The sequence below is a fragment of the Nocardia sp. NPDC051052 genome (assembly GCF_044456045.1).
Taxonomy (GTDB): Bacteria; Actinomycetota; Actinomycetes; order Mycobacteriales; family Mycobacteriaceae; genus Nocardia.
Genome location: NZ_JBITFL010000012.1, coordinates 224,191 through 247,727, shown reverse-complemented (window position 1 = coordinate 247,727; position 23,537 = coordinate 224,191). Strand labels below are relative to the sequence as shown.

The 23,537-nt window shown below is 66.3% G+C and carries 22 protein-coding genes; all 22 read right to left on the bottom strand.

The annotated features are described in order from the left end of the window. Window positions 1-368: 368 nt before the first annotated feature. The 22 genes from murA to lysA all read right to left on the bottom strand — a co-directional run bounded on the left by murA (window position 369) and on the right by lysA (window position 23,490). Entirely contained in the window at window positions 369-1,628 is a 1,260-nt protein-coding gene (gene murA, locus ACIBCN_RS34840; protein WP_150407926.1) for a UDP-N-acetylglucosamine 1-carboxyvinyltransferase, read from the bottom strand. Between the two features lie 201 nt (window positions 1,629-1,829). Continuing rightward, window positions 1,830-2,411 (bottom strand): cob(I)yrinic acid a,c-diamide adenosyltransferase, encoded by a 582-nt coding sequence (locus ACIBCN_RS34835; protein WP_396995973.1) that lies wholly within the window; start codon window positions 2,409-2,411, stop codon window positions 1,830-1,832. Window positions 2,412-2,564: 153 nt separating this feature from the next. Then, the gene (locus tag ACIBCN_RS34830) at window positions 2,565-2,981 is read right to left on the bottom strand and encodes a DUF2550 domain-containing protein (protein WP_396995971.1); all 417 of its coding nucleotides are present in this window, start codon (window positions 2,979-2,981) and stop codon (window positions 2,565-2,567) included. 183 nt (window positions 2,982-3,164) lie between these two features. Next, the gene (locus tag ACIBCN_RS34825) at window positions 3,165-3,542 is read right to left on the bottom strand and encodes a F0F1 ATP synthase subunit epsilon (protein WP_396995970.1); all 378 of its coding nucleotides are present in this window, start codon (window positions 3,540-3,542) and stop codon (window positions 3,165-3,167) included. Between the two features lie 5 nt (window positions 3,543-3,547). Then, window positions 3,548-4,996, bottom strand: a complete 1,449-nt coding sequence (gene atpD, locus ACIBCN_RS34820; RefSeq protein WP_396995969.1) for a F0F1 ATP synthase subunit beta — start codon at window positions 4,994-4,996, stop codon at window positions 3,548-3,550. A gap of 19 nt (window positions 4,997-5,015) precedes the next feature. Beyond that, on the bottom strand, window positions 5,016-5,987 hold the full coding sequence (locus ACIBCN_RS34815) for a F0F1 ATP synthase subunit gamma (RefSeq protein WP_396995967.1): 972 nt from the start codon (window positions 5,985-5,987) through the stop codon (window positions 5,016-5,018). Window positions 5,988-6,123: 136 nt separating this feature from the next. Continuing rightward, window positions 6,124-7,761, bottom strand: coding sequence for a F0F1 ATP synthase subunit alpha (atpA, locus tag ACIBCN_RS34810; RefSeq protein ID WP_396995966.1), 1,638 nt, complete (start codon window positions 7,759-7,761; stop codon window positions 6,124-6,126). Window positions 7,762-7,809: 48 nt separating this feature from the next. Further along, window positions 7,810-8,619, bottom strand: coding sequence for a F0F1 ATP synthase subunit delta (locus ACIBCN_RS34805; protein WP_396995965.1), 810 nt, complete (start codon window positions 8,617-8,619; stop codon window positions 7,810-7,812). A gap of 19 nt (window positions 8,620-8,638) precedes the next feature. Beyond that, window positions 8,639-9,202 carry a F0F1 ATP synthase subunit B gene (locus ACIBCN_RS34800; RefSeq protein ID WP_396995964.1) on the bottom strand — a complete coding sequence of 188 codons (564 nt, stop codon included), beginning with the start codon at window positions 9,200-9,202 and terminating at the stop codon, window positions 8,639-8,641. A gap of 5 nt (window positions 9,203-9,207) precedes the next feature. After that, window positions 9,208-9,456 carry an ATP synthase F0 subunit C gene (locus tag ACIBCN_RS34795; RefSeq protein ID WP_396995963.1) on the bottom strand — a complete coding sequence of 83 codons (249 nt, stop codon included), beginning with the start codon at window positions 9,454-9,456 and terminating at the stop codon, window positions 9,208-9,210. 69 nt (window positions 9,457-9,525) lie between these two features. Beyond that, window positions 9,526-10,374: a F0F1 ATP synthase subunit A gene (gene atpB, locus ACIBCN_RS34790; protein WP_396995961.1), complete on the bottom strand. Its 849-nt coding sequence runs from the start codon at window positions 10,372-10,374 to the stop codon at window positions 9,526-9,528. Window positions 10,375-10,623: 249 nt separating this feature from the next. After that, window positions 10,624-11,082, bottom strand: a complete 459-nt coding sequence (locus ACIBCN_RS34785) for a hypothetical protein (RefSeq protein WP_396995960.1) — start codon at window positions 11,080-11,082, stop codon at window positions 10,624-10,626. An 11-nt stretch (window positions 11,083-11,093) separates the two neighbouring features. Next, window positions 11,094-12,251 carry a glycosyltransferase family 4 protein gene (locus ACIBCN_RS34780; protein WP_396995959.1) on the bottom strand — a complete coding sequence of 386 codons (1,158 nt, stop codon included), beginning with the start codon at window positions 12,249-12,251 and terminating at the stop codon, window positions 11,094-11,096. 16 nt (window positions 12,252-12,267) lie between these two features. Further along, window positions 12,268-12,933, bottom strand: a complete 666-nt coding sequence (locus ACIBCN_RS34775; protein ID WP_396995958.1) for an L-threonylcarbamoyladenylate synthase — start codon at window positions 12,931-12,933, stop codon at window positions 12,268-12,270. A gap of 147 nt (window positions 12,934-13,080) precedes the next feature. Further along, window positions 13,081-13,959, bottom strand: coding sequence for a peptide chain release factor N(5)-glutamine methyltransferase (gene prmC / locus ACIBCN_RS34770; RefSeq protein WP_396995957.1), 879 nt, complete (start codon window positions 13,957-13,959; stop codon window positions 13,081-13,083). Beyond that, window positions 13,956-15,026 (bottom strand): peptide chain release factor 1, encoded by a 1,071-nt coding sequence (gene prfA, locus ACIBCN_RS34765; protein WP_396995955.1) that lies wholly within the window; start codon window positions 15,024-15,026, stop codon window positions 13,956-13,958. Before prfA ends, prmC begins: the two co-directional genes overlap by 4 nt. Window positions 15,027-15,154: 128 nt before the next feature. Then, a complete protein-coding gene (gene rpmE, locus ACIBCN_RS34760) occupies window positions 15,155-15,400 on the bottom strand; it encodes a 50S ribosomal protein L31 (RefSeq protein ID WP_396995954.1) in 246 nt (81 codons plus the stop codon). 624 nt (window positions 15,401-16,024) lie between these two features. Further along, window positions 16,025-18,178 (bottom strand): transcription termination factor Rho, encoded by a 2,154-nt coding sequence (gene rho / locus ACIBCN_RS34755; protein WP_396995952.1) that lies wholly within the window; start codon window positions 18,176-18,178, stop codon window positions 16,025-16,027. A 360-nt stretch (window positions 18,179-18,538) separates the two neighbouring features. Next, window positions 18,539-19,510 (bottom strand): homoserine kinase, encoded by a 972-nt coding sequence (gene thrB, locus ACIBCN_RS34750; RefSeq protein WP_396995951.1) that lies wholly within the window; start codon window positions 19,508-19,510, stop codon window positions 18,539-18,541. 49 nt (window positions 19,511-19,559) lie between these two features. Further along, window positions 19,560-20,675: a threonine synthase gene (gene thrC / locus ACIBCN_RS34745; RefSeq protein WP_396995950.1), complete on the bottom strand. Its 1,116-nt coding sequence runs from the start codon at window positions 20,673-20,675 to the stop codon at window positions 19,560-19,562. Further along, the gene (locus tag ACIBCN_RS34740; protein ID WP_396995949.1) at window positions 20,672-22,075 is read right to left on the bottom strand and encodes a homoserine dehydrogenase; all 1,404 of its coding nucleotides are present in this window, start codon (window positions 22,073-22,075) and stop codon (window positions 20,672-20,674) included. Before ACIBCN_RS34740 ends, thrC begins: the two co-directional genes overlap by 4 nt. Beyond that, entirely contained in the window at window positions 22,072-23,490 is a 1,419-nt protein-coding gene (gene lysA, locus ACIBCN_RS34735) for a diaminopimelate decarboxylase (RefSeq protein ID WP_396995948.1), read from the bottom strand. The genes ACIBCN_RS34740 and lysA overlap by 4 nt, the downstream gene beginning before the upstream one ends. Between the last annotated feature and the right edge of the window lie 47 nt (window positions 23,491-23,537).

Here is a 23,537-nt window from a genome sequence, read left to right as displayed (position 1 = left end):
TCAACAACCGGGGGGTATGAGAGGCCGGAACCAATTAAACAATTGGCACTGACATTCATCGACACACTATTGAGTTCTCAAAGAACACACGCACAAACCATCGCCCGGACTTTGTCCGCTTGATCGATGAGGCAACTTATTCAGCTTAGCTCAGCCGTTCCCCCAGAACCAAATCGGGGTCTCAGTCGAGCCAGTGTGAGCGTCAGGCGCTCCTCGTACTACCTCGTTTCCCTGGCCTTCGCTCAGCGTTTCCGCTCAGCTCCTCGGCCCCGGGTCGGTGTCCGTGTCGCTCTGACTTGAATAAAGTTACGTGTCTGCGTGCACCATGTCAAATCCGCTGGTCAGGAAGCGTTTTCGGCGTTAACACATCATTCCGCCGCACCGACACGCTTCACTTCGCCGCCCAAAGCCTGCAGTTGCTCGACGAAATTCGGGTAGCCGCGGTCGATGTGAAAGACGTCGTGCACTTCGGTGGTTCCGTCGGCGACCAGACCGGCGAGTACCAAGCCGGCGCCGGCCCGAATATCGGACGACCACACCGGCGCACTCGACAACCGCGGAATACCGCGCACCACCGCGTGATGACCGTCGGTCCGCGCGTCGGCGCCGAGCCGGATCATCTCTTCCACGAAACGGAACCGCGCCTCGAAGACGTTCTCGGTGATCATCGACGTGCCGTCGGCGATCGCGGCCAGCCCGATCGCCATCGGCTGCAGGTCGGTCGGGAAACCCGGGAACGGCAGCGTGGAGAAGTTGACCGCGCGCGGCCGCTCGGCCTGCACGACGCGGAAACCGTCCTGCTCGAAGGAGATACGCGCGCCCGCCGAGCGCAGCTTGTCCAGTACCAACGACAGATGCTTGGGGTTGACCCCGGTCACCCGGACATCGCCCATGGTCATCGCCGCGGCGATTCCCCAGGTCGCGGCGACGATGCGGTCGCCGATCACGCGATGCGTAGTCGGCGAGAGGCGCTTGACGCCCTGCACTGTGAGTACAGACGTACCGGCGCCGGTAACCCGGGCACCCATCTGCACCAGCATGTTGCACAGGTCGACGATGTCGGGTTCGCGCGCGGCGTTGTCGATGACGGTCTCGCCCTCGGCGAGGACAGCGGCCATCAAGATGTTCTCGGTCGCACCCACCGAAGGGAAGTCGAGCCGAATCTTGGCGCCCTGCAGCTCGTCGGCCCGCGCGACCACGCAACCGTGCTCGATCTCGCTGGTCGCACCGAGCAACCGCAGGCCGGCCTGGTGCATGTCGAGTGGCCGGGAACCGATCGCGTCGCCGCCGGGGAGCGCGACGACCGCGCGCTTGCAGCGCGCCATCAGCGGGCCGAGCACACAGACCGACGCGCGGAACTGCGTCACCGCGGGAAAGTCCGCGTGGTACTTGGGTTCGGCCGGGGTGTCGATGGTGACGACCCCGGCGTCGATCGCGACGTCGCAGCCGAGGCCGCGCAGCACGTCACCCATCAGCGGCACGTCGAGAATGTCCGGGCAGTTCGTGATCGTGGTGGTGCCCTCGGCCAGCAATGCGGCGGCCATCAGCTTGAGGACGCTGTTCTTGGCGCCCCCCACCGCGACTTCACCGACGAGTCGATTCCCGCCGGTAACCAAAAACCGTTCCATGCCGCCTCTCCGCGTATTCGGCGCACTGTTGGGTGCAAGGATAGTTGCGGCACTGTTCCGCCACTCCGGGTATTCAGCGCACTAGTGGGTGCCACGGTAGTTCGGTTACGGACCGGCGGCCCGGTGCCGGGCTGAGTTCTGGGTGTACCCGGGGTGTTACCCATGAACCCGAGGGCGTGCGTCCTCGTGTCTCGAGCATTATCAGGTGCTCGACCTGGTTCCGCCGGGCTTCCACAGGATATCGCCGCCCGGATTGGCCACGCGGCTCAGGATGAAGAGCAGATCCGACAGCCGGTTGAGGTACTTGGCAGGCAACACGTTCGTATCGTCCGGGTGTGTCTGCACGGCCGCCCAGGCGGAACGCTCCGCGCGACGGGCAACGGTGCGGGCCGTGTGCAGTAACGCCGCGAGCGGTGTGCCACCCGGCAGAATGAACGAATTCAATGCTGGCAGTTCAGCATTGAACTCATCGCACCAGCCTTCGAGCCGATCGATGTAGAGCTGGGTGATGCGCAGCGGCGGGTGCTCGGGCGCCGCGACAACAGGGGTAGACAGATCGGCCCCCGCATCGAACAGATCGTTCTGTATCTGCAGCAGAACTTCGCGCAACTGCTCCTCAGGCTGGCCGAGCGCAAGGGCCACCCCGATTGCGGCGTTCGTCTCATCGCAGTCGGCGTACGCGACCAGGCGCGGATCGGTCTTCGCCACCCGCGAAAAATCACTGAGACCCGTGGTCCCGTCATCGCCGGTACGCGTGTAAATCCGCGTCAGGTGCACACTCACTGTTCCGCCTCTCCGTGTCTTCAGGCCAGACCCAGGTGTCACCACAGTAACGTCGGCGGCTGGCGGCAAGTCAGTGGCGGGGTTAGCCCGTACCCGACAAGTTACCCATGTTCGGACGAAATCAGTGGGTATCAAAGTTCAGTGCCTACGCCACTAACGCATCCGGCGGGTGCGGTCGGACGGGCGGGATTCCACCCAGGAGAGAAAAGCGGTCCGCGACGCGCGATCCAGGGCCAGCTCGTAGCTGCCGTCCCGATCGGTCACCGCGATCACCGCGATGTCGTCGCTCATGATGTCGTATTCGTCGCCGACGGGTCCGCGCCGGTCGCCGATCTCGATGCCTTGGCGGTGAATTGTGCAGTCCGGTCCGAGTTTCAGGCTGGTCAGCTTGAAAAAGACCATTCGGTCCTCGTCGTATCGGATGAGTCCGTGTCGCCAACCCTGACCACCCCGCGCGGGCAGCACCCGCAGCAGTGCGGCGGTTCCGCCGCGCCGCAACATGATCAGGCGATAGGTCGAGGCGAGGGCCAGGAGCACGAGCGTGAGCACCAGAATGATCAGGAGAACCATCCCGGTCTGCAATGCAGTTCGTCCCTTCGCTCTGTCGCTACCCCGCGGTCATTCAACCACGACACCAAGTTTACAAACTGGGGGGCCGTGTATTAAGACGATCGTCAGCCGTTATAAGACGACTGTCGGCGGCGAAGATCCCTTCGCCGCCGACAGTCTGGTTTTTCTGTATCCGGTTGTCGCTTACGCGTTCGCGGCCTGCTCGGCCGCGCGGACCTGGGCCTGCGCCGCCAGCTGGTCCTCTTCGCTGGCCGCCGAGTCGGCCAGCACCCGCCGGGCCGCCTCGACATCCACCTCGTCGGCGAATTCCGCCGACTCGGCCAGGATCCGGACCGTGCTCGCGGTCACCGAGAAGAAGCCGCCGTGCACCGCCGCGACGATGCGCTCGCCGTCGGTGGAGACGATGGCCACCGTGCCGCCCTCGACCAGCTGACCGAGCAGCGGCTCGTGGCCCGGCATGATGCCGATCTGACCCTCGGTGGTCTGCGCCGCGACGAACGTTGCCTGGCCGGACCAGAGCAGCCGTTCGACGGCGACGAGATCAACTGACATTTCCGACATCGGGACTACTTTCCGGCGATCTTCTTCGCGGCCGCCTCGACATCGTCGAGGCCACCGCAGCTGTTGAACGCCTGCTCCGGGAAGTGGTCGAACTCGCCCTTGCAGACCCGGTCGAAGTCGTCGATGGTCTGCTCCAGCGGAACCACCGAACCGACCTGGCCGGTGAACTTCTCGGCCACGATGAAGTTCTGGCCGAGGAACTTCTCCAGGCGACGGGCCCGGCCGACGAGGACCTTGTCCTCTTCGGAGAGCTCGTCCATGCCGAGGATGGCGATGATGTCCTGAAGTTCCTTGTACTTCTGCAGGATTCGCTTCACCTCGTTGGCAACGGCGAAGTGCCGGTCGCCAACAATGGACGCTTCGAGGATCCGTGACGTCGAGGTCAGCGGGTCGACGGCCGGGTAGATGCCCTTCTGCGAGATCGGGCGGGAAAGCTCGGTCGTCGCATCGAGGTGGGCGAAGGTGGTGGCCGGCGCCGGGTCGGTGTAGTCGTCGGCGGGCACGTAGATCGCCTGCAGCGAGGTGATCGACCGACCACGGGTCGAGGTGATGCGCTCCTGGAGCTCACCCATCTCGTCCGCCAGGGTCGGCTGGTAACCGACGGCCGAGGGCATGCGGCCGAGCAGGGTCGACACCTCGGAACCGGCCTGGGTGAACCGGAAGATGTTGTCGATGAACAGCAGCACGTCCTGGTGCTGCACGTCGCGGAAGTACTCGGCCATGGTGAGGGCCGAGAGGGCGACGCGCATACGGGTGCCCGGCGGCTCGTCCATCTGGCCGAAGACGAGGGCGGTGTCCTGGAGGACGCCCATCTCTTCCATTTCCAGGTGCAGGTCGGTGCCCTCACGGGTGCGCTCACCGACGCCGGCGAACACCGACGTACCGGAGAACTCCTTCGCGATACGGGTGATCATCTCCTGGATGAGCACGGTCTTGCCGACACCGGCGCCACCGAACAGGCCGATCTTGCCACCCTTCACGTACGGGGTGAGCAGGTCGATGACCTTGATGCCCGTCTCCAGGATCTCGGTCTTACCCTCGAGCTGGTCGAATGACGGGGGCTTGCGGTGGATGCCCCACTGCTCGCCGTCGCGGCCGAGACCCGGGCTGTCCAGGCAATCGCCGAGGGCGTTGAAGACGTGGCCCTTGACGACGTCGCCGACCGGCACCGAGATCGGCTTGCCGGTGTCGGTGACAGGTGCGCTACGGACCAGGCCGTCGGTGGGCTGCATCGAGATGCAACGCACGATGCCGTCGCCGAGGTGCTGGGCGACCTCGAGGGTCAGTGTCTTTGCCACCGAGGTCAGTGCGATCTCGGCGTGCAGGGCGTTGAACAGCTCTGGGATCGAGCCCCGAGGGAACTCGACGTCGACGACGGGGCCGATGACTCGGACGACGCGACCTGAGTCTGCGCCGGTCCGACTCGTGTTGTCTTGCGTGACTGCTGCGGTCATTTTTCTCTTCCTGCGCTTCTTAGTCGCGGTCCGAGCTCGAAGCCAGCGCGTTTACGCCGCCGACAATTTCGCTGATTTCCTGCGTGATCTGGGCCTGCCGCACCGAGTTCGCCTGCCGGGAAAGATCCGTGGCAAGGTCGTTGGCGTTATCGGTGGCTGCCTTCATTGCGGTGCGCCGAGCCGCGGACTCGGATGCCGCTGCCTCGAGCAACGATGAGTAGATACGCGTGTTGATGTACTTCGGCAGCAGGGCCGCCAGCAGCACATCGGCGTCGGGCTCGAATTCGTACTGCGCGTGCACATCCGCCGTCGGCGAATCGGACACGAAGTCCGCACCCATGTCGAAGTTCTCGTCGACATAGCTGACCTGGATCGGCGCCAACCGGCGCACCTCCGGGGTCTGCGTCAGCATCGACACGAACCGCGTGTACACGATGTGCAGCTCGTCGACACCCGGAATGTCGGCGGTGCCGTTCGGCGCGGGAACCACGCCGTCGGAACCGGCCATGAAGGACTCGACCAGGTGGTTGCAGGCGGCCGACGCATCGGTGTACTTCGGCTGCTGCGAGAACCCGGTCCACGAGGCGACCGGGGCGCGGTTGCGGAAGGTGTAGTACGTGACACCCTTGCTGCCCATCACGTAGATCACCGGCTCTTTGCCCTCGCCACGCAGCGTGTGCATCAACTCTTCGGCGCGCTTGAGCACGTTGGAGTTGTAGCCACCGGCCATGCCGCTGTCACTGGTGATCACCAGCACGGCCGCCCGGCGCGGCTCGGCGCGCTCGGTCAGCAGCGGGTGGGTCAGGTTCTTCGACGCGTTCGCCAGTTCACCGAGGACCTTGGTGATCTCCTCGGCATACGGCTTGGCGGCCGCAACCCTGGCCTGCGCCTTGGAGATTCGCGAGGTCGCGATCAGCTCCTGGGCCTTGGTGATCTTCTTGATCGAATTCACACCACGAATGCGGGAGCGCAATTCACGCAAACTTGCCATCAGTCACACTCCCTTCATGCTGTGTTGGATGGCGGCATTCACGGGCACTGCATGGTTACGCAAGCTGCCTCCTCCGTGCCTGACGCTCATGCCGCGGTCGGTTTTACGAATTACTCGCATCAGTCCCGAACCTGGGTCACTTCTCGACGTGCTTGCGGGTGACCGACAGCGTCTCGACCTCTTCGTGCTCGAGATCGGCCGCCTCGGCCTCATTCACCACACGGCTGCCGTCGGAGGCGAGGAAGCCCTGCTTGAACTTGTCGGTCTCCGACTTGATCTGGTCGGCGGCCTCGTCCTTGAGGACCTTGCCACCCTCGATCGACTTGAAGGCGTCGGCCGCGGCGCGGTGCAGGTGCTCGAGCAGTTCGCTGTTGAAGCGACGGATGTCGGCGACCGGAACCGAGTCGAAGCGACCGTCGTCGACCAGGAAGATCGAGACGATCTGATCCTCGACGGCGACCGGCGAGTACTGGTCCTGCTTGAGCAGCTCGACCCAGCGGGCGCCACGCTCGAGCTGCGCCAGCGACGCGGCATCGAGGTCGGAGGCGAACGCGGAGAACGCCTCCAGCTCGCGGAACTGCGCCATTTCCAGACGCAGCGAGCCCGCGACCTTCTTCATGCCCTTGGTCTGGGCCGCGCCACCGACACGGGAGACCGAGGTACCGACGTTGATCGCCGGGCGGACGCCCTTGTTGAACAGGTCGGACTCGAGGAAGACCTGGCCGTCGGTGATCGAGATGACGTTGGTCGGGATGAACGCCGAGATGTCGTTGGCCTTGGTCTCGATGATCGGCAGACCGGTCATCGAGCCGGCGCCCAGCTCGTCGGACAGCTTCGCGCAACGCTCCAGCAGACGGGAGTGCAGGTAGAAGACGTCACCCGGGTACGCCTCGCGGCCCGGCGGGCGACGCAGCAGCAGCGAGATGGCGCGGTACGCCTCGGCCTGCTTGGTCAGGTCGTCGAACACGATGAGGACGTGCTTGCCCTGGTACATCCAGTGCTGGCCGATGGCCGAACCGGTGTACGGCGCAAGCCATTTGAAGCCGGCGGAGTCGGACGCGGGGGCCGCGACGATGGTGGTGTACTCCAGCGCGCCACGGGCTTCCAGCGCGGACTTGACGCCCGCGATGGTGGAACCCTTCTGGCCGACGGCGACGTAGATGCAGCGCACCTGCTTGGCCGGGTCGCCGGAATCCCAGTTCGCCTTCTGCGCCAGGATCGCGTCGATGCAGACCGCGGTCTTACCGGTCTTGCGGTCGCCGATGATCAGCTGACGCTGGCCACGGCCGATCGCGGTCAGGGCGTCGATGGCGGTGATGCCGGTGGCCAGCGGCTCCTCGACGGGCTGACGCTCCAGCACGGAGGCGGCCTGCAGCTCGAGCACGCGCTGCTCTTCGGCCTCGATCTCGCCAAGGCCGTCGATCGGCTGGCCGAGCGGGTCGACCACGCGGCCGAGGAAGTTGTCGCCCACCGGAACGGAGAGCACGTCGCCGGTCCGGCGGACCTGCTGGCCCTCTTCGAGGTCGGCGTACTCGCCGAGGATGACCGCACCAATCGAGCGGTCTTCGAGGTTCAGCGCCACGCCGAGCACGCCACCCGGGAACTCCAACAGCTCATTGGCCATTGCCGAAGGCAGGCCGCTGACATGCGCGATGCCGTCGGCGGTGTCGGTGACAACACCGACTTCTTCGATGGAGGTCTCGGGGGTGTAGCTCTGCGTGTAGCTCTCGATCGCGCTACGGATCTCGTCGGAGGAGATCGTCAGCTCCGCCATGTTCTTCCTGCTCTCGCTGTGTCGAATGTCGGGGGGATGAGGACGTCGTCAGGTCAGGGACCGACGCAGCCGTTCGAGCCGGCCGATGGCGCTGCCGTCGATCACGTCGTCGCCGACGTGTACGACGAGCCCGCTCAGCAGACTCGGGTCGACCTGTACGTGCACCTGGATCGGCTTGTCGTAGATGCGATGCAGCGAGGCGGCGAGCCGCTCGCGCTGCTGCGCCGACAGTTCGATCGCCGCACGCACGTGCGCCACGATCTGGTCGCGACGGGCCGCGGCCAGGTCGGACAGTTCGTCGAATGCCACCCCGACTGCCGTCTTCTGCCTGGTCACCACCTGCTCAGCCAGGGTTAGCGTGATGGATTCGGTCTTGCCGGTGAGCAGGCGATCGATCAATTCCCGCTTCGCCTCGGCCGGCTTGGTCCGATCGGAAAGGGCCTGCTCGAGGTCGGGGTTGTCGCTGATGATCCGACCGAGCCGGAACAGCTCGTCCTCGACCGCGTCGAGCCGACCAGTGTCGGACGCCGACTCCAGCAACGCTTCTTGCCCGAGCAATACCAGGGTGTCGACCAGGTCGGCGGTCCGAGACCAGTCCTGGGCAACGGCGGTGGTCAACACGGCCTGGGTGGCCGGGCTGACCTTTCCGCCGAAGACCCGCTCGCTGAGCTCGGCTCTGGCCGAGCCGGGCACCGACACGTCCGCGAGCGCAACACGCAGCGAACGCTGGTCGTCCAGCACGGCGACAACGGCGAACAGTTCGGAACCCGTTGTGGCCGCGACACTGTCGCTTCCGGTCAGAGCGGCCCTGAGCGCCTCCCGAGACCGGGCGCAGGCCTCGCGGCTCGCTGCGTACATGCTTCTCACTTTCGTGTCGCTACCTTCCGACCCCGATGCCGGCCTTCGACTCGTCGTCGAGTTCGGTCAGGAACCGCTCGATCGACGCCGCCTGCTTAGCTTCGTCCGAAACCGACTGCCCGATAATCTTTTCGGCCAAATCTACGGCGGTATGGCCGAGTTCGGAGCGCAGTTCGGTAAGGATTTGCTGGCGCTGTGCTTCCAGCTGGCTGTGGCCCGCGGCAACGATGCGGTCACTTTCGGCCTGCGCGTCCGCGCGCATCTGCGCGAGAATCTGCTGGCCCTGGGTGCGCGCGTCCTCACGGATACGCGATGCCTCCAGCCGCGCCTCGGCCAGCTGCTGCTGGTACTGCTGCAGTGTGAGCTGGGCCTCTTCTTGCGCGGCCTCGGCCCGAGCGATGCCGCCCTCGATCTTATCGCTGCGCTCATCGAGCACCTTGAGCACGCGCGGGATCACATATTTGTAGAAAACGACGCCGATGATCGCGATGCAGACCACCGACCACACGATGTCGTATGTCTCGGGGATGAGGGGGTTGATGTCTTCCCCAGCATCCGCGGCGAACACAGAAAGCCCGTTCATGGCAATCAGAAGATGAACCCGGCCACAAGGCCGATCAGGGCGAGGGCCTCGGTGAACGCGATACCGAGGAACATGTTGGTACGGATCGTGCCCTGGAGCTCGGGCTGACGGGCAATGCCCTCGATCGCCTTACCGACAACGATGCCAACGCCGATGCCGGGGCCGATGGCGGCGAGACCGTAGCCGATGGCGCCGTAGCCCTTGATCTTCTCAGAGGTCGAAGCGGCTTCCTGGGCCAAGTAAGCGAGGCTCATGAGTTCCATTTCCCTTTCTGTTGCTCACCCGCCGGTCGGCGTGTGTAGCAGGTATCCGGTAGTTGTGGGTCAGTGCGAATCCGCGTGCTGCGCGAGTCCGATGTAGACCGCGGTCAGCAGGGCGAAAACGTAGGCCTGCAAGAAGACGACCAGGAGCTCGAAGAGCGTGAACCCGAGACCCGCGAGCAGCGAGAACGGCGAGAACACCTTCATCCACGCGGTGGCGTCGAACAAGAAGAACCAGGTCGAGCTGAAGAAGAGCACCAGCATGATGTGTCCGGCCAGCATGTTGGCCATGAGTCGGACGGTCAGCGTGAACGGCCGCAGCACGAACGTCGAGATGAACTCGATCGGAATCAGCAGCACATGCAGCACGGGCGGCACATTCGGCACCACGATGCTGCTGCGCAGGTACGTGAAGAACCCGTACTTCTTGATACCCACGTAGTTGAACGTGATGTAGGCGATGAGTGCCAGCACCAGCGGAAAACCGACTCGGGCGTTCGACGAGATGTTCAAGCCCGGAATGATGCTCGAGAAGTTCAGAAAAAGCACCGAGAAGAAGATTGTCGCGATCAGCGGAAAGTACTTGCGACCGCTTTCCTTACCGAGGATCTCGTCGCAGATCTGCTCCTTGACGAACACCAGGCCGGTTTCGGCGATGTTCTGCAGTCCGCGCGGGACGAGACGGGGATTCCGGAAAGCCAGCATCATCACGACAATCAGGACCGCCGACATGATCAGCCTGATAAGCATCAAACGATCGAGCTCGAACGGCGTACCCTCGAACAGCAGCGCTGGAGGGAAGAAGTCGGACAGCGATGGCGCGTGGAACTCGCCCGCCAAAGTGGTGACGCTCAGCGTTCTCTCCCGTGTTCGGGCCGCGGGTTCGGTTGATCCCACGGTTCGATCGGACATTGACGATCAATTTGGGTCGACTCAGGTCGGCTCGAAGTTCGTCAGCAGCTGTGCGGCGGGTTTTGATTCCACCTGGCGTCTGTACGTGTGTCGGCGACATCGTCGACATGCAGAACCGGAACCCTCAGAGCCCGGCACGGCAGTAAGCATAGCGGCACTCGGAGGGATCTTGACGATCCCCCCTCGCTTGGTTGCTTGCTTACCAACACTTTACCAAGTTATCTACGACAGCGTGTAGGTGGGTGGGGATCAATCTTCCCGAGTCGGCGAATCCGGGGTCGCATCCGGCACCGTCACGTACGGAACCTTCTGTCTGACAACGCCATACGTCTCCGCGCCGAGCACGATGACGAGCGCGCCGATCACGGTCAAGAAAAGGACCATTCGGTCATAAAAGTCGAATTGATTCAGTATTGCTATGACCAAAAGGGCAACCAGCATTTTACCGACCCAGCTGGCCAACATCACCATGCCCGCCGTCGACGGCGGCAATTTCGCGCCGAACAACACCACCGCGGCGGTGGTCAAAATGAAGCCGCCGCCGATCGCCGAGCCGAGCAACGCGCCCCACAGGCCCGGCGTGCCCGCGGCCGCGGCACCAATCGCGACGGACAACACCACCAACACGCCCAAACCGATCAAGCCGTAGCGCAACGCCGCCTTCAGCGGGGCGTCGGGACCGGGGACCGGAGTCGGAGTGAAGTTCACATTCGCGAACCTTACCCGGACGGTGGCCGGTCCCCCGCTGCCTCCCCGCGGCGCAGCCCGGGAATGGCGGTCACCACCAGCGCGAAGACCAGCCCACCCGCTACCAGCAGCACAACCAGTGTGAGGTTCATCAATGCGGTGCCGACCGCACCGAACGCGAGGATGCCGACCCATAAATAGATGAGCAACACCACGCGCCGGTGCGAATGCCCGATCTGCAGCAATCGGTGGTGCAGGTGCATCTTGTCCGGAGTGGAGAAGCTCACACCAGCACGGACCCGCCGGATGATCGCCAGCACCAGATCGAGCACCGGAATGAACATGACCGCGCCGACCAGCAGCAGCGGCGAGAGCAGACCGACGATGTCGCGGGTCCCGAAGCCCTGCAGCGGAATGCGCCCCGACGCGCTGGTGGAGACGGCGGCGAGGACCAGCCCGATCAGCATCGAGCCGGAGTCGCCCATGAATATTCGGGCCGGCTGAAAATTGTGCGGCAGGAAACCGACACAGGCACCGGCCAGCGCGGCGGCGAGCAGCGCGGGCGGGTAGGTATCGACCGAGCCGCCCTGTTCGTTCATCAAGCCGATCGCGAACACGAAAACCGCGACCGCCGCGATCAATCCGAGCCCGGCCGCGAGCCCATCGAGCCCGTCGACGAAGTTCATCGCGTTGACCAGGGTCACGGTGACCGCCACCGTGACGAGACCGCCTTGCAGCGCGTCCAGAAACACCGTGGTGTTGTTGAACGGGTTGTAGATGCTGTACCAGCTCAAACCCATCACGGCCATCACGCCCGCCGCGGTCACCTGTCCGGCGAACTTGGTCAGCGCGTCCAGGCCCCACCGGTCATCGACGATGCCGACCGCGACGATGATCGTGCTCGCCACCAGCACCGCGAGCGGAATGTTCGGGGTGTAGTCGAAGCCGCGACGCAGCGCGGGAAGCCGGTACGCGAACAGCATCGCCGCGACCACCCCGACGTAGATGCCGACACCGCCCATCCGCGGAATCGGCTTGACGTGCACGTCACGCTCGCGCGGCACCGCCACGGCGCCGAATCCGATGGCGAGCACCCGGATTCCGCCGGTGGCGAGGAAGGTCACGACCGCGGAGATGAGCAGGACGAGCAATAGTTCCCGTAGCGGGACGACTGCACCCGAACCGGTCATCCGCGGCACCCACCGATCATCGGGTGGAGGCGCCGGTCAGCGCCTCCGGTGACATGCCGAGCACGTCGGCGATGTCGCCGATGGGTACCGCGCCCTCGCGCAGGATGCGCGGCTGGTCGGCGGTGAGGTCGACGATGGTGGAGGCGACGGCATGATCGGCCGGGCCGCCATCCAGGTAGACGCTGACGAGGTCGCCCAGTTGATCGCGCGCCTCGGCGGCGGTCTTGGCCGGCGGCTGGCCGGAGACGTTGGCGCTGGACACGGCCAGCGGGCCGACCTCGCGGAGCAGTTCCAGGGTGACCGGGTGCAGCGGCATCCGGAGCATCACGGTGCCGCGCGTGTCGCCGAGATCCCAGGCGAGCGAAGGGGCTTGCTGCACAACGAGACTCAGGCCGCCCGGCCAGAACGCCCGGATCAGCTCACGGGCCTGCGGGCGCACCGAGAAGACCAGGCCGTCGATGGTGTGCCAGGAACCGACCAGCACCGGCACCGGCATATCGCGGCCGCGACGCTTGGCGGCGAGCAGCGAGCTCACCGCGGTGGCGTCGAAAGCGTCCGCGGCCAGGCCATAGAGCGTGTCGGTAGGCAGCACGACGAGTCGCCCGGATTTCAGGGCACTGGTGGCTGCGGTCAGTCCGGCGGCGCGCGTATCGGGATCCGCGCAGTCGTAGACGGTACTCACGGGCACCATGCTAATCCGCCTCTCCGGGCCTCTTGGCCAGGCCTAGGTGCTTCACCCGTCACAGAAGCGGCCGGCGGTGAGGCAATGGTCGGAAATCAGTTGCTACCTTGGCATAACGGTGGGCTCGACGCCTACACCGGGTGGAGATCAGTGCTGGGCGCGCGTCGCGGCGACGAACCGCGGCTTGCCCGCGAGGTCGGGGTGTTCGACGATGTCGGTGAAGTCACCGTGTTTGCCGAGCAGGGCGGCGAGGTCCGCGCCGTTGGCGTCGTCGTGTTCGATCGCGGTGGCGCCGCCGGTGCGCAGCAGGCGGGTGATGGCGGGGATCATCGCGCGGATGACGTCGAGGCCGTCGGGACCGCTGAACAGCGCCAGGTGTGGATCATGTTCGGCGACTTCGGGATCCAACTGCGCGCCGTCGGGAATGTAGGGCGGGTTGGACACCACGAGGTCGACTCGGCCGTCGAGTTCGGTCAGCAGATTCGGGTCGGTGACGTCGTCGGCGTGCAGGGTGATCGCGGTGTCACCGTCGGCGATGCACTGGTCGGCATTGCGGCGGGCCCACTGTAAGGCCGCCGGATCGAGTTCTACCGCGTGCACCTCGGCGTCGGGGCGCGCGTGTGCGATGGCCAGCGCCAGCGCGCCGGAGCCGGTGCACAGGTCGACGACGACCGGTGGGTGGTCGTGCGGCAGCGCCTCGAGCTGAGCCAGCGCCCAGGCGAACAGCAGCTCGGTCTCCGGCCGCGGAATGAAGACGCCGGGCCCCACCGCCAGGTCGATCTCCCCCATCGCCACGGTTCCGGTCAAGTGCTGCAACGGAATTCGCTGTGCCCGTCGAGCAACCAGCGCGCGGTACTCGGTCACCGTCTCCGGCGCGACGAGCGGAGTCAGCGCCAGCCTGCTGCGCTCGACCCCGAGCACATGCGCGGCCAACTGCTCCGCGTCGGCCCGCGGGCTGTGCACCCCCGCCGCGCCAAGCGTCTCGATGGCGTCGTTGATGGCAGGGCGCAGCGCTACGCGGCTCACTCCGCGGCCATTCGAGCTTCGCGGTCGGCCTTGCCGAGGGCGTCGAGCAGCGGATCCAGCTCGCCATCCAGCACGGCATCCAGGTTGTGTGCCTTGAAACCGATGCGGTGGTCGGCGATCCGGTTCTCCGGGAAGTTGTACGTGCGGATGCGCTCGGAGCGGTCCACCGTGCGGATCTGGCTGGCCCGGCCCGCCGCGGCTTCCTGGTCGGCCTGTTCCTCGGCGAGTGCCTGCAGCCGGGCGGCGAGCACCTGCATGGCGCGGGCCTTGTTCTGCAGCTGCGAACGCTCGTTCTGGCAGGTCACCACGATGCCGGAGGGCAGGTGGGTGATGCGAACGGCGGAGTCGGTGGTATTGACGCCCTGACCGCCCTTGCCGGAGGAACGGTAGACGTCGATGCGCAGGTCGGTCTCGTCGATCTGCACCGCCTCGACCTCGTCGGGTTCCGGGTAGATCAAGACACCGGCGGCGGAGGTGTGGATGCGGCCCTGCGATTCGGTCACCGGGACGCGCTGCACCCGATGCACGCCGCCCTCGAACTTGAATCGCGACCACACCCCGTCGCGCGCGGCGTCGCGGCTCTTGATCGACAGCGTCGCGTCCTTGTAGCCGCCCAGATCGGACACGGTGACGTCGAGGATCTCGACCTTCCAGCCGTGCCGTTCGGCATAGCGGACGTACATGCGGGCCAGGTCGGCGGCGAACAGCGCCGATTCCTCGCCGCCCTCACCGGATTTCACCTCGAGCACCACGTCGTCGCCGTCGTGCGGGTCGCGCGGGGCGAGCAGGTCCGCGAGGGTCTGCTCCAGCTCGGCGACCTGACGCTCCAGGTCCGGGATCTCGGCGGCGAAGGCCGCGTCGTCGGCACCGAGTTCCTGCGCGGCGGCCAGATCGTCGCGGGCGGACTTCAGCTTGGTGTAGGTGGCCATGACCGGCGCGAGCTCGGCGAATCGCTTGCCGACCCGGCGGGCCGCGCCCGGATCATTGTGCAGCGCCGGATCGGACAGCTGCGTTTCCAGGCCAGCGTGCTCAGCCAGAATGTCGTCGATCGCGGACGGTTGCGTCACGGCGCTTCCTCTTTCTGTATTGCCTGTCGAAAGGACTCCTCGGAGCGCTTGCGAGAGCGAAGGCTCGAGGCCGCATACAAAACACCGACGCCCGGCCTGCTGAGCAGGACCGGGCGTCGGCGAGGAAGCTAGTTGGCTGCGGCGTCGTCCGCGTCGGCCTTCTTGCCCGCGCGCTTGCCGTAGCGAGCCTCGAAGCGGGCCACGCGGCCACCGGTGTCGAGGATCTTCTGCTTGCCCGTGTAGAACGGGTGGCACTGCGAGCAAACCTCGACGTTGATGTGTCCCGACTCCTTGGTGCTGCGAGTCTGGAACGTATTGCCGCAACCACAGACGACCGTGGTCTCGACATACGTGGGGTGAATTCCTGCCTTCATGGGTGTCCTCTCGATATTGGCCGCCGGGTCGCTCGCGCGGGAATCGCACCGAACGTGAACCGGAGCCGACTTAGGCGGGAGGTCTGCTCGAAACAGAGCAGACGCAACGACCGTTCAGTATGCCAGAACAGTCCCTACGCTCCCAAAACACCCCCGGCTAGTGGTTTGTTCCCGCCCTAGGTACTCCCCCCATCGTCGCCGCCCCAGGAAGTTCGGGCACGCGCTTCGCCGGTGTCTCAGGAACCCTGAAGACGGGTAGTTGGCTACTCAGGTATGCGAACAGCTTCGTTCATAGAGTTTGAGACCTTGCACAACGGCGTGCCGTGACCAGCGAAGGGAGAACTTGTGAACATCCGAGTCGCGTCGGCGATCTTCGGTCTGTTGATCCTCGCTGTCGCGGTCGGCTGGTGTGCCCTGCCGGACACCCCGACCACGGCCGCCCCGGGAACCGCTGTTTACGTCGCGTCGACCACCGCTCCGGAGGGGAGTGCAGTGGCGACATCGGCGATCATCCTCGGCTTCATGATCAGCGGCGCGGCCGTAATCGGTCTCATGTTCTTCTGCCCGCGAACGCCGAAAGGGCCCCGCAGCGGCGAGGCCCTCTCGGCAATACAACGTGCGAACTTACTCGTCGAGCGCGCCCGGCGCGGTCTTGCTGACCTGCATCAGGAACTCGAGGTTGTTCTTGGACTTCTTCAGACGGTCGATCAGCAGATCGATCGCCTGATGCGAGTCCAGGCCGGACAGTACGCGGCGCAGCTTGTGCAGCACCGCGGCCTCGTCGGGGTTGAGCAGTAGCTCGTCCTTACGAGTGCCGGACGGGTTGACGTCCACCGCGGGGAACACGCGCCGTTCCGCGATCTTGCGGTCCAGCTTGAGCTCGGCGTTACCGGTGCCCTTGAATTCCTCGAAGATCACCGTGTCACCGGTGGAGCCGGTCTCCACCATCGCGGTCGCGATGATGGTGAGCGAGCCACCGTTCTCGATGTTTCGCGCCGCGCCAAGGAACCGCTTGGGCGGGTACAGCGCGGTGGAATCGACACCACCGGACAGGATTCGACCGGAAGCGGGCGAGGAGTTGTTGTACGCGCGACCCAGTCGAGTGATCGAGTCGAGCAGCACCACAACGTCTTTGCCCATTTCCACCAGTCGCTTGGCCCGCTCGATGGCGAGCTCGGCGACCGAGGTGTGGTCGCCCGGCGGCCGGTCGAAGGTCGAGGCAATGACCTCACCCTTCACCGAACGCTGCATGTCGGTGACCTCTTCGGGACGTTCGTCGACCAGCACAACCATGAGGTAGACCTCGGGGTTGTTGATGGCGATGGCGTTGGCGATGTCCTGCATGATCGTCGTCTTACCGGCCTTCGGCGGCGAGACGATCAGGGCACGCTGCCCCTTACCGATCGGCATGATCAGGTCGATGACCCGGGTGGTCAGCTTGTTCTGCTGAGTCTCCAAGCGCAGCCGCTGGTTCGGGTAAAGCGGGGTGAGCTTGCTGAACTCGGGCCGCCGCTTCGAATCGTCGACGTCGCCACCGTTGACGGTGTCGAGGCGAACCAGCGGATCGAACTTCTGTCGCTGGTTGTTCTGCTCGCCATCGCGCGGGGCGCGCACCGCACCGGTGATCGCGTCACCGCGGCGCAGGCCGTTCTTGCGCACCAGGTTCATCGAGACGTAGACGTCATTCGGTCCGGCCAGGTAGCCCGAGGTCCGGACGAAGGCGTAGTTGTCCAGCACGTCGAGGATGCCCGCGACCGGCTGAAGCACGTCGTCTTCGCGGATCTCCAGCTCGCGCGCCTCGCCGCCACCGGTGCCCGGCTCGCGGTCACGACCACGACGCCGCTCGCGGAATCGACGTCCCCGCCGCCCGCGACCGTCTCCGTCATCGTCGTCATTGTTGTTGCGCGCGTTATTGCGGTCGTTGTTACGGCCGCCGCCGTTGCCGTTCTGGTTGTTGCGCTCGCCGGACTGGCCGCGCTCACCGGACTGATTACGCTCACCCGACTGCGCGCGGTCACCGGACTGATTGCGCTCGCCCTGATTACGCTCACCCTGATTGCGTTCACCGGACTGATTACGCTCGCCGGACTGATTGCGCTCGGACTGATTCCGCTCGCCCGACTGATTGCGCTGGCGCCGCTCGCCCTGCTCGGTGTCCTGCTTCGGCTCGTCACCACGCGCATCGGCTGAAGCGGTCTCGCCGCCGCCGGATCGCGCCTGGTCACGGCCGCGCCGCTGCCGACCACGACCACGCTGACCGCCATCGCGGCCGGCATCCTCGGTGGATTCGGCCGTGTTGGACGGTGTGGTCTCGGCCGGTGCCGAGTTCACGGGTGCGGATTCCTTCGCCGGGGCGGCAGCCTCGACGACGGGAGTCTGCTTCGCGGGGGCGGTATCCACGTCGAGGGTGCCCTGTTCGGCCCGAGCGGGCGCCGGCTGAGTAGCCGGTGCTTCCGTATTACCGGGCGTATCGGCCTTGGCGGAAACCGCGGACTTGGCCTGTCCCCCTTCGGGCTTTTCACCCTTGGCCGGTTTCCCGGACTGATTTTCCTTGATAGCGGCGATCAAATCGCCTTTGCGCATTCCGGAGGTGCCTCGGATACCGAGCTCCCCCGCGAGCGCGCGCAACTGCGGCAACAACATTCCAGTCAGCCCCGATCGTGCGACGTCGGTTTGTTCGCTCATCTTCGAAATCTGTCCGGAGTCACTTTCGCGGTCCCCCGGAGATGTTGGGTTGGATTCCACCCCGGGTGTTGCGAGCAGGTCCGTATCTGTCACGGAAATCCTTTCCTTCCCCCGATTGCCGTGTGCTGTTTCGAGGGTTCGTCCCGCAGTCCGGGCATTCTGCCGGACTCGGATGCGTCCGTCCGCTTCGCCACCGGTGGTGTGAGGTGGGGAGTGATCATTCCAGTTGCGCAGCTACGCAGCACCCCCATGGCCTGGAGGCTCGAGCCTGGAGCCTGCTGGAGCGATTGCCCTGATGAAGCACCGGCGTCTGATGCGCACGATGTACGGACTCGCTCAGGATAGCTGCCCATTGCGAATCTCGGCAAGCCAGACGCGCCGTCGCGGCGCGAGTGGTCAAACAAGGCGGCGGTAGCGGAGGGTAACCGCAGGGTGCCGAGCGAGCGCCGCAGCTCAAACACAGTCGGTCAGGACTCCGTCGGCCAGTCCCGGTTCGACCACCCGCAACCCGTCCATGGCCGCGAGTTCACGGAGTTCGGCGGGGAATTCGCCGGTGCTCAGGGCCAAAACGGTGGGGCCTGCCCCCGAAACGGCGGCCGCGATGCCCGCCGCACGCAGCCGGGAAATCCAGGTGGTCGTCAGCGGTAGCGCGGGCGCACGCTGGGCCTGGTGCAGCCGGTCGGCCGTCGCGGGCATCAGCAGGTCGGGACGCTGGGTCAGCGCCACCACCGCAAGCGCGGCCCGGCTGACGTTGAACGCGGCGTCGCCGTGCGGCACCACCTCGGGCAGCAAACCCCTGGTGTGCGCGGTAGCCGAGCGTTCTTCCGGAATGAGCACAAAGGCCCGCAGCGACGGATGCGGGTCGAGCCGCACGGCCCGGTAGACCCGGCCGTGATGCTCGGCCACCGGAACGCCGTCCTGGCCGATGTCGGCGGCCCGGTCGGTCTCGGTCCAGGACACCACGATGCCGCCGAGCACGCTGGCCGCCGCGTTGTCCGGGTGACCCTCGAATTCCGCTGCGAGCTGCACCAATTGGTCGGTGGACACGGCAAGTGCCGGATCGAACTTCGCCGCGATGGCACAGCCTGCGGCCAGCCCGCCGACCACCGCCGAGGCCGAGGAGCCGAGCCCGCGCGAGTGCGGAATCACGTTGCGGCACACCACATCGAGGCCGTCGGCCCAGACGCCCGCCGATTCGAGACCGCGCTCGATCGCACGCACCACGAGATGTGAAGGGCCCCAGGGGACATCGTCGGCGCCCTCACCCTCGACCCGGATGGTGAGCCCGGAATCGGTAGTGCGCACCTCGATCTCGTCGTAGATCCCCAATGCCATACCGAGCGAATCGAACCCGGGACCGAGGTTCGCGGTGGACGCGGGCACCCGCGCGATTACCGAAAGGCCCGCGGGCAAAGTGCGATTCACGCTCGCGTTCCGCGGGCGCACCGATAACTGGCCTTCGCGCGAGGTCAACTCAGGCCAGCTCTAGTTCGGCGGCGACCGCGACCGGGTCGACCGGAATCGCCTGCACCTGCGGCATTCCCAGCAGCGCGGTGTCGGGATCCTTGAGCCCGTTGCCGGTGACAGTGCACACCACGGTCAGGCCCGAATCCAGCCAGCCCTCCTGGTGCGCGGCGAGCAGGCCTGCGACGCTGGCCGCCGACGCGGGCTCGACGAACACGCCCTCGCGCGCCGCGACCAGGCGATAGGCCGCCAGGATCTCGTCGTCGGTGGCCGCGCGGAACGCGCCACCGGACTCCTCCTTGGCCGCCATCGCGCCGTTCCAGGACGCGGGCGCGCCGATCCGGATGGCCGTCGCGATGGTCTCCGGATTGCGCACCGGGGCGCCGTTGACCAGCGGCGCGGCGCCCGCGGCCTGCACGCCGAGCATGCGCGGCAGCTGGGTGGTGATGCCGTCGGCGTAGTACTCGCGGTAGCCACGCCAGTACGCGGTGATGTTGCCCGCGTTGCCCACCGGCAGCGCGTGCACGTCGGGGGCCTTGCCGAGCACGTCGCAGATCTCGAACGAGGCGGTCTTCTGCCCCTCGATGCGGGCCGGGTTCACCGAGTTGACCAGGCCGATGCTGGGAAAGTCCGAGGTGACCTTGCGGGCAAGTTCCAGGCAGTCGTCGAAGTTGCCGTCCACCTGAATGATCTTGGCGCCGAGCATCACCGCCTGGGCCAGCTTGCCCATCGCGATCTTGCCCTGCGGGATCAGCACGGCACAGGTCATGCCGGCGCGGGTCGCGTAGGCCGCGGCCGATGCCGAGGTGTTGCCGGTGGACGCGCAGAGCACCGCCTGCTGACCCTGGTACTTGGCGTCGGTGATCGCGACCGTCATGCCGCGGTCCTTGAACGAGCCGGTCGGGTTCAGCCCCTCGACCTTGAGATAAACGTCACACCCGGTCAATTCGGACAGGTGCGGCGCGGGCACCAGCGGCGTGCCGCCCTCGTACAGGGTGACCGGCTCCCACTCCGCCGCGCCCGCGATCCGATCGCGGTAGGCCGCGATCAGGCCGGGCCAGCGGGAGTGCACTCCGGCTTGCGGCGCCACGCCGGCCGCCGTCTGCCGACCACTGGACGTACTCATTCTTCGGTGCCTTCCAATCGCAGAACACTGGTGATCGATGTGACGGATTCCATCTCGCCGAGGGCGGCGACGGTGTCCGCGAGCGCAGATTCCACGGCGTGGTGGGTAACCACGACCAAGCGAGCACCCGTGCCGTGCCCCTCTTGGCGGACGGTCGAAATGCTCACCCCGTGCTTGGCGAATTCGCCCGCCACCGCGGCAAGTACCCCGGGACGGTCTGCCACCTGCAGGTTCACGTGATAGCGGGTGGGCGTATCGCCGATCGGCGCGATCGGTAGCTCAGCATAAACCGATTCGCCGGGAGCGCGGCCACCGTAGAACTTGTTGCGCGCGGCCATCACCAGATCGCCGAGCACCGCGGAGGCGGTCGGCGCGCCGCCCGCACCCTGTCCGTAGAACATCAGCCGTCCGGCGTTCTCCGCCTCGACGACCACCGCGTTGAACGCGCCACTCACGGCGGCCAGCGGATGCTTACGCGGCACCAGGGCCGGGTAAACGCGCACCGAAACGCGATCCTTGCCGCCTTCGGCCACCGTCGGCTCACCCGGTCCGGCGGGCACCCGCTCGCAGATGGCGAGCAGCTTGACCGTGCAGTTCAGCGCGGACGCCGTCTCCAGATCCTCGGAGCTGATCTTGGAGATGCCCTCGCGGTACACGTCGGCCGCGGTGACCCGGGTGTGGAACGCGAGCGAGGCGAGGATCGCGGCCTTGGCGGCGGCGTCGTAGCCCTCGACATCGGCGGTCGGATCGGCCTCCGCGTAACCGAGGCGGGTGGCCTCCTTCAGGGTGACCTCGTAGTCGGCGCCGGTCTCGTCCATCGCGGAAAGGATGAAGTTGGTGGTGCCGTTGACGATGCCGACCACCCGGTTGACCCGGTCACCGGCCAGCGACTGGATGAGCGGACGGACCACCGGGATGGCGCCGGCCACCGCGGCCTCGAAGTAGAGGTCGGCGCGGCTGCGTTCGGCGGCTGCCGCGAGTTCGCCGGTGTAGTCGGCCAGCAGCGCCTTGTTCGCGGTCACCACGGATTTGCCGGCGTTCAACGCGGCCAGGATCAGGCGACGCGGCGGGTCGATGCCGCCGATCACCTCGACCACCAGGTCCACGTCGTCGCGGGCGACCAGGGCGTCGGCGTCGGTGGTCAGCAGGTGCGGCGGGAGGCCGCGATCGTTGTCGAGATTGCGGACCGCGACGCCGCGCAGCACCAGCGGCGCACCGACGCGCGACCGCATGTCGTCGGAATGATCGCGCAGTATCCGCACGACCTCCGTGCCCACATTGCCCATGCCGAGGACGGCGACGCCGATCGGTTGATCTCTACCCCAAGTCTGTGCGGGATTCGGCCCACCCGCCGCCCGGCCACCACCCCCGATGGAATCGCTGCGCGATACAGAGTTCATTGCACCTCCAAGCTGAGCAGGTCCGCCACCGTTTCTCGGCGCAGGATGAGTCGCGGTTGTCCGTCACGCACCGCGACCACCGCGGGGCGGGTCAGCTGGTTGTATCGGCTGGACATCGAATAGCAGTACGCACCGGTCGCGGCGACGGCGACGAGATCGCCGGGGCCGACGTCTTCGGGCATCCAGGTATCGCGGATAACGATATCGCCACTCTCGCAATGCTTTCCGACGACGCGCGCGACCACGGCGGCGGCCTCGGAGGAGCGGGAGACCAGGCGGCAGTCGTAGTCCGCCTGGTACAGCGCCGGGCGGATGTTGTCGCTCATGCCGCCGTCGACGCTGACGTAGCGCCTGCGCAGGCCGCCGTCGAGCGAGACGTCCTTGATGGTGCCGACCTCGTACAGGGTGACCGTGCCGGGCCCGGCAATGGCGCGGCCGGGCTCCACCGCGATCTTCGGCTGCGGCAGGCCGATGGCGGCCGCCTCGGCGGCGACCAGGTCGCGCACCTTCGCGGCGAAGTCGTCCAGCGGCGGCGGGTCATCGCTCGGCAAGTACGAAATACCAAGTCCGCCACCGAGATCCAGCGTGGAGATCTGCGCGGTGCGGTCGACGCCGAACTTCTCGATGGCGTCGTGCAGCAACCGCAGCATGCGGCGCGCGGCGATCTCGAAGCCGTCGATCTCGAAGATCTGCGAGCCGATGTGGCTGTGCAGGCCGACCAGGCGCAGGTTGTCCGCGTCGAAGACCCGCGCGAGCGCCTCCATGGCGTCACCACCGGCGATCGAGAAGCCGAATTTCTGATCCTCGTGCGCGGTCGAAATGTATTCGTGCGTATGGGCTTCCACGCCGACGGTGACCCGGACCAGCACGTCCTGCACCACCCCGGCGCGGCCCGCGATGGCCTCTAGTCGCTCGATCTCGATCAGCGAATCGACCACCACGTGGCCGACACCAGCGGCGACGGCCGCTTCCAGCTCGGTCGCCGATTTGTTGTTGCCGTGCAACGCGATTCGCTCAGCAGGGAAGTCCGCGTGCAGGGCCACCGCGAGCTCGCCGCCGGAGCACACATCCAGCGACAAGCCCTCGTCGCGGATCCAGCGGGCGATCTCGCCGCACAGAAAAGCCTTGGACGCGTAGTGAACTCGCGCGTCCGGGCCGAACGCGCGAACCATGTCGCGGCAGCGGGAACGGAAGTCGTCCTCGTCGATCACGAACAGCGGAGTACCGAATTCGGCGGCCAGCTCGTGCACCGGCACACCGGCCAACCGGACCACGCCGTCGGCGTCGCGGGAGGCGTTGCGCGGCCAGACATTCGCGGGCAGATCGATCAGCTGCTGCGGGTCACGAGGACGCTCCGGCAGATTAGGGGCGTGCGGAATCTCGGCATGCCGAGGCCCAGCGGGATGCGCGCTCACGACTCCACCTCGCTAGCGCTCGGCTCCGTCGCGACCGCGCAGGCGGC